A 14,264-nucleotide genomic window follows, 5' to 3' on the forward strand; every position below is an offset into this window, starting at 1 on the left:
CCCTTTCTTCTGGACTGAAACCTGGTGGTGCCAGCCGGGTCGATGAGACGCCGGCTGTTTTAGAGCGCTACCGGCTTATTCCGCTGCTTCCGCTTTCGCCATTACAGACACGTAGACGCGGCCATTGGCCTTCGTACGGTAGTTCACGTTGCCGGCGGTAAGCGCAAAGATGGTGTGGTCCTTGCCGAGGCCGACATTGGCGCCCGGATGCCACTGCGTACCGCGCTGGCGCACGATAATGTTGCCCGCGATGACGGATTCGCCGCCGAACTTCTTCACGCCAAGGCGCTTAGACTGGGAATCGCGACCGTTGCGCGACGAGCCGCCAGCTTTTTTGTGTGCCATTGGTCTTCTCCTTAAACCTTAGAAAATCCTGATCGACTTAAGCCTGGATGTCCGTGATGCGGACAACCGTGTGGTGCTGGCGATGGCCGCGAATCCTCTTGGAATTCTGCCGGCGGCGCTTCTTGAAGGAAATGACCTTCTTGCCGCGGTTGTGTTCGACCACTTCGGCCTTGACCGTCGCACCCGAAACGAAGGGGGCGCCGAACTTGGCATCGGCGCCTTCGCCGACGACCAGGATTTCATTGAATTCGATCGTAGAACCGGCCTCGGCGTCGAGCTTCTCGATGGTGACCACATCGTTGGCTGCAACGCGGTACTGCTTCCCGCCGGTCTTGATGACTGCGAACATTTTTTATCCTTTCATGTTCGTTCCGGCTCTGTCCGGGGACGGCCGTCTTCTTGTCAGTCGTTGAGCGGTCCGCATAAGCCTTCCGCCGGTGGATATGCGCGCCGCATTATGGCTTGCGCACAAAAGAAAGAGGCACGGAATCCCTTCCACGCCTGATCGATCGTGGGCATAGGCGAGGCAAGGGAAACTGTCAAGGAAAAAGGATTGTCCGGCCGGGATTTGGTGCTTGCCAGCCCGATCTTTCATCGCTATGAGACAGCCCGCGCTTCAAAAGCGCCGACCAGCGAAGCGGAGAGGTGGCTGAGTGGTCGAAAGCACCGCACTCGAAATGCGGCATACGGGCAACCGTATCGTGGGTTCGAATTCCACCCTCTCCATCTGCTTGATGGTGTTCAGTCCCCAGTTGAGATCGAAGCCGTTACCGCCGAACACCCCTCGCGATCGCGTGGAAGAAGCTGCCGGTGACGCGATTGCGGCGACTGCCGGAGGGGCCGATATATTTTCCGAGCCCGTCGGCGATATCGGCAAGCGGCTGGTCCGTGCCGGGCGACACCACCCGCGCGTAGTGGAATTCATGGCCGCGGATCGTCTCTCCGTGCCGGCCGAGACAGCAGTCCGAAAGGAGCGTCGCCTGCCGGTAGCCGAGGTTCATCTTACGCTTGGCAAAGCTCGTGCCGTGGGAAAGGAGGCCCGTCATCCGATGCGTCACCCCTTCGGCGTCTTCCAGCGTCTCACCCAGCACCATGTAGCCGCCGCATTCGCCGTGAACGGGACGGCATTCGGCGAAGCGTGCCAGTCCTGAGCGGAAATTTTCGGCGGCGGCAAGGCGCCCGGCATGGAGTTCGGGGTATCCGCCGGGAAGCCAGCAGACATCGCAGTCGCCTGGCGGTGCTTCGTTTGCCAAGGGCGAAAACGGCACAAGTTCCGCGCCGCTTGAGCGCCAGTGCCGCGCAAGATGCGGATAAAGAAAGGTGAAGGCAGCGTCCTGTGCCAGGGCGATGCGCTGGCCCGGAGGATCCATGGCCTTCTCGGCAGATCCCGCAGGAACATCGAAAGGCTGGGCAGCAGCCAAGATGGCGTCCAGATCGAGCGATGCTTCCATTGCATCCGCCAACCGGTCGATATGGGCTTCCATCTCGGGATGTTCACTCGCCTGGACCAGTCCCAGATGCCGCTCCGGCAGGATGAGCGTCGGGTCGCGCAGAACTGTGCCGAGGACCGGCAGGCCGATGTCGCGGAGGGCGTCCGTACACAGCGCGCGGTGGCGTTCGCTACCTGCACGGTTGAGGATGCAGCCGGCAATCCTCACCTGCGGATCGTAATGGGCGAAACCATAGGCGACCGCTGCGGCCGTCTGGGATTGCCCCGAGACGTCGAGGACAAGCAGCACCGGAATGCCGAACAGTCGCGCGAGGTCGGAAGCCGCGCCTGTCCGGTTCGCTTCGCTGCGAATGCCGTCGAAGAGACCCATGGCGCTTTCGATCAGCAGGAGTTCGGCGCCGCTCGCCTGCCCGATCGCCAGATGGCGAAGCAGCGCGGGCTCCATGGCCCAGCTGTCGAGATTGAGGCCCGGTGTTCCCGTGGCGGCCTCGTGGAACCCCGGATCGATATAATCCGGCCCGGTCTTGACGCCGCGGACCCTGACGCCGCGGCGGGCAAACGCTCGCAGCAAGCCGATGGTGACGCTCGTCTTGCCGGAGCCGGACCGGGGTGCTCCGATGATCAGGGCGCGGGCCGTCATCGCTGATTGTCCGCCGTGAGGACGTCCCGCATCGAAACGATGTCTCCGATGACGATCAATGCAGGGGCGGCAAAGTTCTGCCGCTCCACCTCCGCCTCGACCGTCGCGAGCGTGGCCACCAGGAGCCGCTCGTCGGGCGTGGTTGCTGACATCAGTACAGCCACCGGCGTTTCGGCAGGAAGCCCGCCCTCCATCAGAAGCCGGCTGATTTCACCGATCATCCTGAGGCCCATATAGACGATGATCGGCTCGCCGAGCCTAGCCAGAGCCCGCCAGTCCAGATCGTCGTCCGTTCCGGCGGCATGGCCGGTCGCCAGCGTGATCGAGCGGCTCACCCCGCGCATCGTCGCGGGAATGCGGGCGGAGGCGAGGGCGGCGAGCGAGGACGTCATGCCGGGAAGAATGCGGAAGGGAATGCCAGCCTTCGCCAAAGCCTCGGCTTCTTCGCCGCCCCGGCCGAAGACGAAAGGGTCCCCGCCCTTCAGCCGCAGAACCTTGCGCCCCGCTTGCGCGAACTCGATCAGGGTCGCGGTGATGTTCTCCTGGGTTGCCGAGGGCTTGCCTCCCCGCTTGCCCGCAAAAAGCAGTTCCGCATCCCCGGCAAAGGCGAGAACCTCGGGGGAAACCAGGGCATCGTACACCACGCAATCTGCCTTGGAGAGGGCGTCGGCCACCTCCAGTGTCAGATAGCGGGGATGGCCAGGCCCTGCGCCGGCAAGCCAGACATGTCCGGCTTCCAAAGCCGGACTCGCGGCGCAGACGGCGGCAATGGTATCACTCAATGTCATGCGGAAACCTTTTGCCGGTGACGGTCGCAGCCGGCAGAGTTATAGAAACGTGCATGGATGTGGAATGCAAGAACCTGCGCCGTGGCTGGACCACCGGAACCTGTGCTGCGGCGGCCAGCAAGGCCGCCTGCTGCGCCTTGCTGAGCGGCGAGTTCCCGTCGCTGGTCGAGGTGACGCTGCCGGGGGGACAGAGGCCGTCCTTTGCGCTGGCGCTCGAAGAGCGTGGAGAAGGCTTTGCCCGCGCAGGCGTCGTCAAGGATGCCGGAGACGATCCTGACGTGACGCATGGGGCCCTCATCATGAGTACCGTGCGCCGCGGGCAACGGGGTTCGGGCATCATCTTCAAGGCGGGAGGCGGAGTGGGTACGGTCACCCGGCCCGGTCTGCCGCTGCCGGTCGGAGAGCCTGCCATCAACCCGGTACCGCGCAAGATGATCGCCGCGGCTCTTGCGGAAGTTGCCGGGCCAAAGGCCGATCTCGAGGTGGAGATATCCGTGGTCGACGGGGAGAGGCTGGCGGAAAGGACGCTCAATCCGCGGCTCGGCATCCTGGGAGGGATCTCCATTCTCGGCACGACCGGGATCGTCATCCCCTTTTCCTGCGCGGCCTGGATCCACTCGATCTGGCGCGGCATCGACGTGGCAAGGGCTGCCGGAATCACCCACGTAGCGGGGTCCACCGGGAGTACGTCCGAAAAAGCGGTTGCCGCACATCACGGGCTGCAGGAGATCGCGCTGATCGACATGGGGGACTTCGTCGGCGGCATGCTCAAGTACCTCCGCAGCCATCCCGTCCCACGGGTCACGATCGCAGGCGGGGTGGCTAAGATGACCAAGCTCGCCCAAGGCATGCTGGATGTCCATTCGAAGCGTGGGCTTGCCGATCTCCAGGCCTTGTCCGCGCTTGCCCGAGAGGCGGGAGCCTCCGACGAGGTGGCGCATAGGATCGCTTTCGCCAATACTGTCGCGGGTGCGTTCAACGAAGCGGAAGCCGCGGGTCTGGATATCGGCGGTCGGGTTGCGGATCGTGCCTGGGAGACCGCGGCAAAGGCCTTGGGCGGCTCCGACATCGCTCTCGAGATCCTGGTCTTCGACAGGGAGGGACGGTTGAGGGGCAGGACGCCGTTCAAGCCGGCCGGTCATTCGCACGCCTCGTCGTCCTGAGGCCATCCGGGACGGAAGCGGCGTACATAGTCGGCATTGTAGAGCTGGCTTTCACGCAGGCCCGTCTCGCCGAGGGCCTTCCCGACGAATATCAGCGCGGTTCGTTCCACAGGTTCGGCGGCGAGCTTCTCCTCGATGTCGCCAAGGGTGCCCGTGATGATGCGCTCCTCCGGCCAGGTCGCCTTGACGACAATGGCCACGGGGCAATCCCTCCCGTAAACGGGCGCCAGTTCCAATACCACGCGATCGAGCGCATGCACTGCAAGATGGATGGCAAGCGTGGCACCTGTGGCACCAAAGGCCGCAAGGGTTTCTCCTTCCGGCATTCTGGAGGCGCGGCCGGAGATGCGGGTGAGCACCAGGCTCTGCGCAAGCTCCGGAATGGTCAGCTCCCGGCGGAGAGCCGCCGCCGCCGCCGCGAATGATGGGACGCCCGGTGTCAGCGTATAGTCGATGCCGTGTCTTTCCAGACGTCGGATTTGTTCGGCTACCGCGCTCCAGACCGAAAGGTCGCCGGAATGAAGGCGGGCAACGTCGTGGCCATCGCGGTGGGCGGCAACATATTCTGCTTCGATCTCGTCGAGGGAGAGCGACCCCGTATCGACGATTCGTGCGCCCGGCGGGCAGTAGGCCAGCAACTCGCGCGACATGATGGAGCCGGCATAGAGGCATACGGGCGAGCGGGCGATGATGTCGCGCCCTCTCACGGTGATGAGATCGGCGGCTCCGGGACCCGCTCCGATGAAATGCACGGTCATGGCGTCACCCTTGCCCGGGCGAGTGCGCAGGTGGCCCCTTCGGCGACAACGCGGGCAACGAGAAGCTCCGCCGGTCCGTCGACCGCCGCGATTGCGGCGCCTTCCGAAAGGCTGGGAGAGGCGGTCTTGGCGAGACTGTGCCTTGAAACGGTGCGAGTTTGGGGCTCCGCCTCCTTCAGGGCGTCATCACCGACGATGTGGAGGGGCAATCCGAGCCTTTCGGCGAGGGCGATGATGCCGGGCTCGCGCTCCTTGATGGAGCCCGTTGCCAAGGCCTTGATGGAACCGAGGTCGATCCCCGCCTGCCGGCAAGCTAAAGCCAGCGCTGCGGCTATGGCGTCCGCATCCGTTCCCCTGCGGCATCCCAAACCTGCCACGATCATTGCCGCTCTCCGTGTTTTATCCATGTCCACTGGGTGACGGGCATTGCCGCTCTCCAGCCATGCATCGAGCCGACCTCTGCGAGCCGGTTGACCTGGAGGCGGAGAAGATTGCCGCCCAGGCGGGCCTGCGCGGCAAGCAGAACCGCTTCCATCTCCGTCGTCACCGCGTTCGCAACCAGCCGCCCCCCCGGCTTTAGCCCGCTCAAGGCCGCATCGAGGACTCCCGGATCGCTGCCGCCCCCGCCGATGAAAACGGCATCCGCTGCCTCGAGGCCTGCCAGTGCCTCCGGCGCCTTGCCCTGTACGATGCGCAGGCCGGGAACGCCGAAGGCATGGGCGTTGCGTCCGGCTCTCTCGGCACGCGTCGGGTCCGCTTCGATGGCGATGGCCCGCATCGACGGGTGGGCCAGCATCCATTCTATGCCGATGGATCCCGATCCTGCGCCGATATCCCACAGCAGTTCGCCGGGACGCGGCGCAAGCGCGGAAAGGGTGATCGCCCGGATCTCACGCTTGGTGATCTGTCCGTCGTGCTCGAAGAGGTCGTCATCCAATCCCGCCGCGAGAGACAGGATGCGCGCCGACCGGCTGGCCGCTACCTCTATGGCGACGACATTGAGGTCGCTTACCCCGGAGAAGGAGAAGCCTTCGGCATCGCTGCTCCGGATACGTTCGGCGGGGCCACCCAATGCCTCGAGGACCGTCATCTTCGATCCGGCGAATCCTGTTTCGCAGAGAAGCCTGGCCAAGGCCGCCGGGCCTCGCCCGTCCGAGGTGAGGGCAAGCAGGCGGCGGCCGGGGTGGAGGAACGGACGGATGAGATCGAGAGGTCGGCCATGCAGGGAGATGGTTTCGATGTCCTGCAGCGGCCAGCCCAGGCGGGAGGCTGCAAGCGAGAAGGAGGAAGGAGCGGGGAAGGAGATAAATTCTCCTGCCTGGAGATGTCGTGCGAGGGTGGCGCCGACGCCGAAGAAGAAAGGATCGCCGGACGCGATCACGCAGGCGGGGGCTCCCCGAAATTCAAGCACATCCCGCATGGAGGGATCGAACGGTGTCGGCCACGGTCTGGCCTGGCCGCGGATCAGCGGTGATGCCAGCTCCAGGTGACGGCGACCGCCGAAGACCACGGTGGCGGCACCGATCGCCGCGCGAGCATTCTCGCCGAGCCCGGCGATACCGTCTTCTCCGATGCCGACGATGGACAGCCATCGGTTTTCCGATGCATGGTCAGGTGATTCAGGAGGCATCGTGAAACACTCCATCCTCATTCTTGGCGGCACTGCGGAAGCACGGCACCTCGCGCAGCGCATGGCAGGCGATGCCCGCTATTCCACCGAGCTTTCCCTCGCCGGACGGACCCGTACGCCGATCGCACATCCTGTTCCCGTCCGTGTGGGAGGGTTCGGCGGTGCCGAGGGTCTGGCGCGCTATCTTCGCGACGAACGCATCGCCATGCTGATCGATGCCACGCATCCCTATGCCGTCAGGATATCCGGAAACGCGGCGGAAGCTGCAAGAATGGCCGAGGTTCCCCTGGTGGCATTGCGACGTCCTCCCTGGCAGCTCCAAGCCGGCGACCTGTGGCTCGACGTGCCGGGGATAGCGGAGGCTGTCGCGTCCCTGGGTAGCAAGCCGCGACGGATATTCCTGACGCTCGGACGACAGGAGCTCGTGCCCTTCGAGGCCGCGCCGCAACACCAATATCTTATCCGCAGCGTTGATCCGGTGGAGCCGCCACTTTCCGTTCCGCACGCGGTCTACCTGACGGATCGCGGTCCGTTCGAGGAGGCGAGCGAGGCGGACCTGCTTCGCAAGCATGACATCGAGATCATCGTGGCGAAGAACAGTGGTGGCCCGGCGAGCTACGGCAAGATCGCCGCCGCCCGGTCGCTGGGCATCACCGTGGTGCTGATCCGCAGACCCCTCCTGCCGGAGGTCGTGGCGGTAGACACGGTCGAGGGCGTGCTGGACCATCTCGCTCATATGCTGCCACCCCTGTAGCTCCGGGGGGAGTAGACCAACGGGGATTTCCCGTCACGTTCGATGGTTCTTGTCTCGCACGATCCGACAATGATGCAGGTGGCCATGTCCGCCATGTCCGCGGAGGCGTCCTTCAGCGCGACGGTTCGAATGACCTCGTCCGGACGGCCGGCGGCCCGGCCGAAGACGACCGGCACATCCGGGGGAAGATGCCGGCGCAAAAGATCGAGCGCTTCACTCAGTTGGTGCGGACGCGCCTTGCTGATCGGATTGTAGAAGGCCATGACGAAACCTGCCTCCGCGGCAGCGATGAGGCGTTTCTCGATGATTTCCCATGGCTTCAGGTTGGTCGAAAGCGAGATGGCGCAGAAATCATGTCCCAGCGGCGCACCCACCCTTGCCGCGACGGCGAGCATGGCGGTAATGCCCGGTACGACGGAGATATCGATGCCGCGCCATTGTTCGGGTCCATCCTCGATGGCTTCGCAAACGGCAGCGGCCATGGCGAAGACGCCGGGATCGCCGCCGGAAACGACGCAGACCTTGCCTCCCTCCGCAGCCATCGCCAGTGCTTCCCTTGCCCGCGCCAGTTCCTCCCGATTGTCGGAAGCGTGCCGGCGCTGGTTCGGGCGCAGGGAAAGCCGGTCTAGGTAGGGAAAATAACCGAAGAAATCCTCAGCCGAGCCGACGGCGGCTGCGGCTTCGGGCGTCATCTGATCAGGGTTTCCGGGGCCGAGCCCGACGACCACGAGCGAGCCGGTCATGGGCGTGTTTTCCATCCCGGCACCAGGACCAGCGAGAAGTAAGGTGCGGGGGCTTCATCGCGCTCCTCCAGCCGTTGCGCCGTACCGTTCGCCATCGTGCCGCGCTCGACATAAAGGGCGCCGGATAGCTTGTTGACGGCCTGCAGGGCGCGGCGGATCTTCGGAAGGTTCCGACCGACCTTCATGATGACGGCGGCATCCGTGTCGACGAGACGTTCCACCAGCTTTTCCTCCGGCAGAGTGCCCGGAAGAATGCTGAGAATATCGTCGCCCTGAACGAGCGGCAGCCCGGCCGTCGACCAGCAACCGGACATGGCCGTCACGCCTGCGATCACCTCGGTCCCGTAACGATGCGCCAGACGCACGTGAAGGTGCATATAGGAGCCGTAGAAGAGGGGATCCCCTTCGCTCAGGACGGCGACGTTGCGGCCCTCATCCAGATGCGCGGCGATATCTTCCGCTGAGCGGTCGAAGAACGCGGCGATCGGCTCCTTGTAGCCGGTATCGTCCTTGTGGGTCTCGACCGTGACCGGATAAACGAGCGGCATCTCGATCGTGCCCGGCCGGATGTGCGCGTCGACGATCGCCCGGCCGTTTCCGCCGCTGCCCTTCTTGCAGAAGAATGCGACGACGTCCGCCTCGTTGAGGGCCCGGACGGCCTTCAGGGTCAGAAGCTCCGGATCGCCGGGACCAGTGCCGACGCCTGTCAGTCTGCCTTTGACCGCCGTGTTCAAAGTCCTGCCCTCGCCAGAGCATTGATGGCGGCGGCCGTCATCGCGGAGCCGCCCATCCGGCCGCGAACCACGGCATAGGGAATGCCGAGGGAGGTTTCCATCAGGGCTTCCTTCGATTCGGCTGCCCCGACGAAACCGACAGGCATACCGATGATCGCCGCCGGCCGCGGCGCACCGGCATCGAGCATCTCCAGGAGCCGGAACAGGGCCGTCGGCGCATTGCCGATCGCCACCAGCGCTCCTTCCATTTCGTCCCACAGGTCGAGAGCCGCGGCAGAGCGCGTATTGCCGATGGTCTTCGCCAGTTCGATGGTGCGGCTGTCGCGGAGGGTGCAGATTACTTGGTTGTCGGCCGGCAAGCGGGCACGGGTGATGCCGTGGGCGACCATCTCAGCATCGCAGAAGATCGGTTTACCCGCGTGCAGAGCACCGCGTGCCTTTGAGACGAAATCGGGCGAGAAACGGAAATGTTCTGCTGCCTCCACCAGACCGCAGGCATGGATCATGCGGATGGCGATGTCCGCCTGTTCGGCAGTGAAGGGAGACAGGTCGGCTTCCTGGCGGATGATCGCGAAGGATTTCCTGTAGATGGCGTCACCCTCGCGAATGTAGTCGTAGGTGGTCATTTGCTTCCTGACGTGAGGGAGAGAGCAAGCCGGCTTTCGCCAAGTCTGGCGATGCATGCTGCAGAGGTTTCATCCTGCCGGCGTTCCGATCGGACAAGCGCCGCAAGAATTCGAAGGGCGGAGCCGGTTTGGCTTTCCGCCATGGAGGCGAATGCAGGGGCAGAGGGCTTGCCTGTCGTCAACGAGACGGCATCGTCGATGCCGCACAGCGTCAGCGATGCCAGTTGCGGGTGAGCACAGCCCTTCGGGCAACCCGTCACGTGCAGCTTGATGGAGCCATCGAAAAGATCGCCAAAGGCCTCCAGCGCGACATCGGCCAGCGAATGGGTGTCGATCGAGGCCGAGGTGCAGGCGGGGCTGCCGGGGCAGGCGGCGATGCTCGCCCGCGGATCCGCTGCAGACGTGATGAAACCCGACACGGCGGCAAATGCGGCAAGTTCCGCGCATGCGGGGCCGTCGCCGACGAAAAGCAGGGAATGGTCGAAGGCCGGCCTTACCGAAGATATGCCGAGACGTTCGGCTTCCGCGCAAAGCGCTGCCAGTTGGCGTGCTTGGACTTGGCCGAAGACCAGAGCGATCCCGAGAGCGGCCTTGCCGCCTTTCAGTGGCACGAGGCCGAAGGGAGATGAATGGCGTTCGGGCATCCCGCCGATTGCCATCGTTGCGGATGCAAGGTCACCGCCCCGCGCTGCCGTGCCCATACCGGCCAGTTTGCGCAACAGGGCCAGGGTCTCGGCAACCGCCGCCTGTCGGTCGAATATCCCGTGGATACGTGCGGTTGCTTCGGTTCCTCCGAGAAGGATCTGCCAGCGAATTCCGTCTTCCGTTCCTCTGGCGAGGAGCCGAATATCTGCCAGAAGATTTGAGAGCCGCATCTGCCCGGAACCGTCGACAACCACCGACATTTTCGGCGCGAGTCCCTCGATGCCCCGAGCTCCTTCGCGTATCGCCACCGCCAGGGAGCGAGGATCGGCGATTTCAATCGGATCCAGCCCGGCCAAAGGCGGAAGGTCGACCGCCAGCCCCTCCCGCAACGGCAGTTTCAGGGCGCGGACGTCCGTGTCCAGCATCCCGGCCGTTTCACCAGTCAGACCCCGCACCTGCAGATTGCCACGGGCGGAAATATCGATGATGCCGTTGCCATGCTCCTGCGCAAGGCTGCAGATGGCTGCCAACTGCTGCGGTCCGATCGCGTCCAGCAAGGCAATGCGGGCCAGAAGGCCGTCTCCCGTCTGCATCGGCGAAGACAGGGCAGGGCAGGCGCCGCGGCGCATGTCCGGGGGTGCAAGGTCGGCAGGGGGCGCGGTCATACGGCCTTCTCCGCCACAAGCATTTCCAGTTCCGCGTCGACCGCATTGCGGCGCGGGTGCCAGAGGCCGCGGCGCATCGCGGAAAGAAAACGTTTGCCCATGAACCGAGCACCCTCCGGATTCTGGGACAGCAGGAAGTCCCGTACCTCCTCATCGCGGAGGTAGGCGTCGTAAGTCGCTTCGATGAGGGATTGCGGAATGGCCTGGGTGGTTTCGGCAAAACCGATCAGACGGTCGACCGTTTCAACCAGTTCCGCGGCCCCGCGCGGGCCGTGGCGCATCTGGCCGGCAATGAAACGCGGGTTCACGGCGCGGGCCCGCACCACGCGGGCAACGGCTTGCGAGATGGAGCGGGCGCGGGGGCGGGCGGGATCGGTCGTGTCGAGCGCGATCAGGTCGGCATTGTTGCCGAGTGCGGCCGCTGCCGCGGCAAAGCCGCCGATGAAGGCGACATCGGCCGAGCCCTCCAGAAGGTCACGGCCAGGATCGTCACCGGTGTGAACGAGAAGGTCCGCTGCTTCCACCCGCTCCGCGAACTGGCCACGCGCCTCCACCGCCTCGCCCTCCATGCCGCCGAAGGAGTGGCTGGTGGCATCGAGATAAAGGCGACCGAGTTCTTCCCGTTCCGCCCAAGTGCCGTCTGAGAGCTTTTCCTCTATACCGGCACCGAATGTCCCTGGAGCGGAACCGAAAATACGCTGCGGCACTCGTCCCCGGCGTCGTGCATCTTCGGCGAGGGGATTGTCGCCGGGCGCTTCTTCGCGTGCCGCGATGGCACGCATGGCGGCATCCAGCAGCGCGATCAGGGCGGGGAACATGTCCCGGAAGAGGCCGGAGATGCGCAGCGTGACATCGACGCGGGGACGGCCAAGTACCGCGGGGGGCAGCACCTCGATACCCGTCACGCGCCCGGTCGCAGCGTCATAGGCGGGTCGTGCCCCCATCAGCGCCAGAACCTGCGCAACCTCCTCGCCGCCGCTGCGAAGCGAGGCACTGCCCCAAAGGTCGAAGACGAGGTTGCGCGGCCACTCTCCGTGATCCTGCAGATAGCGCCGAAGCACTTCGTCGGCAGCTTTCTTGCCGAGTTCGAAGGCGGTCGGCGTCGGCAGCGTCCGCGGATCGCTCGCAAAGAGGTTGCGCCCCGTCGGCATCACGTCGCGGCGTCCGCGGGAAGGAGCGCCCGATGGGCCGGGCCGGATATGCTCGCCGTCCAGTGCCGCGAGCAAGGCTTCTCGCTCGGCAGTCGCGCTCGCGATCCGGAGCGGATCTTCATCGCCCGGAGCGCATGTGCCGAAGACATGCTGGCCGTCCTTGATCGCGAGGTCCTTGAGATCGCAAAGGAAGGCATCGATGCGGCTCAATGCCGTGTCCGGGTCGTCGTCGCGCGAAATTCCCATTTCCGTCGCGGAGCCGCTTTCATGAGCCGTCTCGACGATCAGCTTCGCCAGCCGGTCGCGGCGGCGGCGGTCCAGGCCGTCGGCCTGGGCATATTCATCGACGAGCAGTTCGAGTTTCTTCTGGTCCCCGGAGAGGCCGGCATCGGTCAGCACCGGCGGAAGATGCCCCAAGGCCACGGCCGCGATGCGCCGCTTGGCGACGGCTGCCTCACCCGGATTGGAAACGATGAACGGATAAATGACAGGCAAGCCGCCGGTGACGGTCTCGGGGAAGCAGTCCTGCGAAAGGGCAACATTCTTTCCCGGCAACCATTCCAGCGTCCCATGGGCACCAACATGCACGATAGCATCGGCATCGAGTTCCCGACGCATCCAGAGGCCGAAAGCGACCAGCGCATGCCGGGGAGGCAGATCGGGATGGTGGTAGTCGGACCGCCGGTCCGCAACGCGGCCGCGATCCGGTGCAAGGGCGACGGTGATATTACCGAAGCGGGCTGCGCGGAACCGGAAGATCCCGTGGCTGATTTCGGGATCGTCCGCGGGTAAACCCCACGCGGAAACAACCCTGTTGCGTGCGCCTTCCGGAAGCGTTTTGAACCAGCTCTCGTAGGTTTCGACAATAAGCGCGTCGTGACGGTTCGCCAGCCGGTCGAGCAGATCGCGCGGCGATGCAGGCCGGTCTTCGATCATGTAGCCGGCATCGGACAGCATGCCCAACATTTCCAGGACGCTCCGGGGTACATCAAGACCCACGGCATAGCCGGTGCGACCGGGAGCGCTGGGATAATCCGGCATGATGATGACGAGCTTGCGGTCTCGGCGGGGCGTCGCCCGAAGCCTGAGGAAACACGCGATCCGCTCTGCCACCGCCTCGACCCTTTCGGGCTCGGGCCGATTGATGAGGTTCGAAGACGTGCTGCGGTCCTTGAAGGAAATGGCGCCGGCAAGAATGCGGCCGTCCAGTTCCGGCAGAACGACGTGCATCGCAAGATCGGACGGATTCAGGCCGCGACGGCTTTCCTTCCACCCGGTCAGATGCGTCGTCGCAACGATGACCTGGAAGACCGGAAGACCAGTCCGATCGAAAATGCTGTCTCCATCCCCGTCCGTGCCGCTGGCAAATGCCGTGGTCGTCAGGACGGCGGCCGGTTCGATCCGGGCGAATGCCTGCTCCACGAACGAGATCGATTCCGCTTCCTTCATGCCGCCCACGAAGATGGGAACGGGGGCAAAGCCGCGACTGGCGAGCGTCTGAAACAAAGCATCGACGGGTGCCGTGTCGTTTGCGAGCAGCATGGAGCGATAGAAGAGGATCGGCAGGCGCGGTGCCGCGGGAGGGAAGTTCTCCAGCAGGTCGGTCATGTCGACGATGCCATGCCCCGGCCGGTAGGCGCCTGCCCTGGGCATGGCGGCGGCAGGAGCGGGCTCGACCTGGCGGCCCGTCGCCAGGGCGGCAAGGCGGCCGGCCAGAAGGCGCATGTTGTGCGGCCCGCCTTCCCGGAAGCAGGAGAGGATGGCTGCCTGCTCTTCCGGACCTACCGTGGACGCGACCGCCAACCGTTCGTCCTGAAGGCTGCATTCACCGGGCAGGAGCACGAGCTTGATATCGCTTCGCCGGGCCAGCCGCGAAAGCTCCTCGACGCCGTAGCGCCAGCGATCATAGCCACCCAGGATCCGGACGAGGATGAGCTTTGCCCGGGATGCCGTCTTGTCGAGCCAGAGGTCGACCGACATGGGATGGCGGAGTTCCGCGAGGTTCGCGACCGCCAGAGAAACATTCTCCTGCCCGTTCCAGGCGGCCGAGATCCCGTTCAGGTCGCTGCCGGAGAACGACAACACCACCACATCTGCCGGGGCCTGGTCGAGGTCCACCGGCTCGATGAGGTCATCCAGGGATGATGATGTGGTGGCGAGGATGTGCATGTC

At 64.8% G+C, this 14,264-nt stretch carries 14 protein-coding genes and 1 tRNA gene; 3 read left to right on the forward strand and 12 right to left on the reverse strand.

The genetic code is table 11. The features are described 5' to 3' along the window. Window positions 1-75: 75 nt before the first annotated feature. Complete coding sequence (gene rpmA / locus RTCK_RS17150; protein WP_142593681.1) at window positions 76-345, reverse strand: 50S ribosomal protein L27; 270 nt, start codon at window positions 343-345, stop codon at window positions 76-78. A gap of 37 nt (window positions 346-382) precedes the next feature. Beyond that, on the reverse strand, window positions 383-694 hold the full coding sequence (gene rplU / locus RTCK_RS17155) for a 50S ribosomal protein L21 (protein WP_142593682.1): 312 nt from the start codon (window positions 692-694) through the stop codon (window positions 383-385). Between the two features lie 290 nt (window positions 695-984). Between rplU and RTCK_RS17160 the strand changes: the two genes are divergently transcribed. Beyond that, window positions 985-1,071, forward strand: a tRNA-Ser gene (locus RTCK_RS17160). 41 nt (window positions 1,072-1,112) lie between these two features. Here the strand turns inward: RTCK_RS17160 and RTCK_RS17165 are convergent. Together RTCK_RS17165 and cobA are read right to left on the reverse strand one after the other, a co-directional pair. Further along, window positions 1,113-2,435, reverse strand: coding sequence for a cobyrinate a,c-diamide synthase (locus RTCK_RS17165; protein ID WP_142593683.1), 1,323 nt, complete (start codon window positions 2,433-2,435; stop codon window positions 1,113-1,115). After that, a complete protein-coding gene (gene cobA / locus RTCK_RS17170) occupies window positions 2,432-3,223 on the reverse strand; it encodes a uroporphyrinogen-III C-methyltransferase (RefSeq protein ID WP_142593684.1) in 792 nt (263 codons plus the stop codon). The genes RTCK_RS17165 and cobA overlap by 4 nt, the downstream gene beginning before the upstream one ends. Window positions 3,224-3,276: 53 nt before the next feature. On the opposite strand from cobA, the gene RTCK_RS17175 reads away from it, so the two are divergent. Then, entirely contained in the window at window positions 3,277-4,386 is a 1,110-nt protein-coding gene (locus tag RTCK_RS17175) for a cobalt-precorrin-5B (C(1))-methyltransferase (RefSeq protein ID WP_142593685.1), read from the forward strand. Here RTCK_RS17175 and cobM read toward each other — a convergent pair. Genes cobM through cbiE form a run of 3 tightly spaced genes read right to left on the reverse strand, consistent with a single transcriptional unit; the run spans window position 4,362 to window position 6,774 of the window. Next, the gene (gene cobM, locus RTCK_RS17180) at window positions 4,362-5,144 is read right to left on the reverse strand and encodes a precorrin-4 C(11)-methyltransferase (RefSeq protein WP_142523684.1); all 783 of its coding nucleotides are present in this window, start codon (window positions 5,142-5,144) and stop codon (window positions 4,362-4,364) included. The genes RTCK_RS17175 and cobM overlap by 25 nt on opposite strands. Continuing rightward, window positions 5,141-5,527 carry a cobalamin biosynthesis protein gene (locus tag RTCK_RS17185; protein ID WP_185928032.1) on the reverse strand — a complete coding sequence of 129 codons (387 nt, stop codon included), beginning with the start codon at window positions 5,525-5,527 and terminating at the stop codon, window positions 5,141-5,143. The genes cobM and RTCK_RS17185 overlap by 4 nt, the downstream gene beginning before the upstream one ends. Further along, entirely contained in the window at window positions 5,524-6,774 is a 1,251-nt protein-coding gene (gene cbiE / locus RTCK_RS17190; RefSeq protein WP_142593687.1) for a precorrin-6y C5,15-methyltransferase (decarboxylating) subunit CbiE, read from the reverse strand. Before cbiE ends, RTCK_RS17185 begins: the two co-directional genes overlap by 4 nt. A 1-nt stretch (window position 6,775) precedes the next feature. On the opposite strand from cbiE, the gene RTCK_RS17195 reads away from it, so the two are divergent. Continuing rightward, window positions 6,776-7,528 carry a cobalt-precorrin-6A reductase gene (locus RTCK_RS17195; RefSeq protein ID WP_142593688.1) on the forward strand — a complete coding sequence of 251 codons (753 nt, stop codon included), beginning with the start codon at window positions 6,776-6,778 and terminating at the stop codon, window positions 7,526-7,528. On the opposite strand, the gene RTCK_RS17200 is transcribed toward RTCK_RS17195, so the two are convergent. The 5 genes from RTCK_RS17200 to cobN are packed head-to-tail and all read right to left on the reverse strand — an operon-like array spanning window position 7,507 to window position 14,261. Then, window positions 7,507-8,271: a precorrin-3B C(17)-methyltransferase gene (locus tag RTCK_RS17200; RefSeq protein ID WP_142593689.1), complete on the reverse strand. Its 765-nt coding sequence runs from the start codon at window positions 8,269-8,271 to the stop codon at window positions 7,507-7,509. The two genes, RTCK_RS17195 and RTCK_RS17200, sit on opposite strands and share 22 nt — an antisense overlap. Beyond that, window positions 8,268-9,005, reverse strand: a complete 738-nt coding sequence (locus RTCK_RS17205) for a precorrin-2 C(20)-methyltransferase (RefSeq protein WP_142593690.1) — start codon at window positions 9,003-9,005, stop codon at window positions 8,268-8,270. The genes RTCK_RS17200 and RTCK_RS17205 overlap by 4 nt, the downstream gene beginning before the upstream one ends. Beyond that, window positions 9,002-9,631 carry a precorrin-8X methylmutase gene (locus RTCK_RS17210; RefSeq protein ID WP_142593691.1) on the reverse strand — a complete coding sequence of 210 codons (630 nt, stop codon included), beginning with the start codon at window positions 9,629-9,631 and terminating at the stop codon, window positions 9,002-9,004. Before RTCK_RS17210 ends, RTCK_RS17205 begins: the two co-directional genes overlap by 4 nt. Then, window positions 9,628-10,941, reverse strand: a complete 1,314-nt coding sequence (cobG, locus tag RTCK_RS17215) for a precorrin-3B synthase (RefSeq protein ID WP_142593692.1) — start codon at window positions 10,939-10,941, stop codon at window positions 9,628-9,630. Before cobG ends, RTCK_RS17210 begins: the two co-directional genes overlap by 4 nt. Continuing rightward, window positions 10,938-14,261, reverse strand: coding sequence for a cobaltochelatase subunit CobN (cobN, locus tag RTCK_RS17220; protein ID WP_142593693.1), 3,324 nt, complete (start codon window positions 14,259-14,261; stop codon window positions 10,938-10,940). The genes cobG and cobN overlap by 4 nt, the downstream gene beginning before the upstream one ends. Between the last annotated feature and the right edge of the window lie 3 nt (window positions 14,262-14,264).

The sequence above is a fragment of the Pseudorhizobium endolithicum genome, from assembly GCF_902153245.2.
In the GTDB taxonomy this organism is placed as follows: domain Bacteria; phylum Pseudomonadota; class Alphaproteobacteria; order Rhizobiales; family Rhizobiaceae; genus Neorhizobium; species Neorhizobium endolithicum.

Coding starts and splice junctions, on each gene's coding strand:
- rpmA (WP_142593681.1), bottom strand. CDS start 345: ATGGCACACAAAAAAGCTGGCGGCTCGTCGCGCAACGGTCGCGATTCC.
- rplU (WP_142593682.1), bottom strand. CDS start 694: ATGTTCGCAGTCATCAAGACCGGCGGGAAGCAGTACCGCGTTGCAGCC.
- RTCK_RS17165 (WP_142593683.1), bottom strand. CDS start 2,435: ATGACGGCCCGCGCCCTGATCATCGGAGCACCCCGGTCCGGCTCCGGC.
- cobA (WP_142593684.1), bottom strand. CDS start 3,223: ATGACATTGAGTGATACCATTGCCGCCGTCTGCGCCGCGAGTCCGGCT.
- RTCK_RS17175 (WP_142593685.1), top strand. CDS start 3,277: ATGGATGTGGAATGCAAGAACCTGCGCCGTGGCTGGACCACCGGAACC.
- cobM (WP_142523684.1), bottom strand. CDS start 5,144: ATGACCGTGCATTTCATCGGAGCGGGTCCCGGAGCCGCCGATCTCATC.
- RTCK_RS17185 (WP_185928032.1), bottom strand. CDS start 5,527: ATGATCGTGGCAGGTTTGGGATGCCGCAGGGGAACGGATGCGGACGCC.
- cbiE (WP_142593687.1), bottom strand. CDS start 6,774: ATGCCTCCTGAATCACCTGACCATGCATCGGAAAACCGATGGCTGTCC.
- RTCK_RS17200 (WP_142593689.1), bottom strand. CDS start 8,271: ATGACCGGCTCGCTCGTGGTCGTCGGGCTCGGCCCCGGAAACCCTGAT.
- RTCK_RS17210 (WP_142593691.1), bottom strand. CDS start 9,631: ATGACCACCTACGACTACATTCGCGAGGGTGACGCCATCTACAGGAAA.
- cobG (WP_142593692.1), bottom strand. CDS start 10,941: ATGACCGCGCCCCCTGCCGACCTTGCACCCCCGGACATGCGCCGCGGC.
- cobN (WP_142593693.1), bottom strand. CDS start 14,261: ATGCACATCCTCGCCACCACATCATCATCCCTGGATGACCTCATCGAG.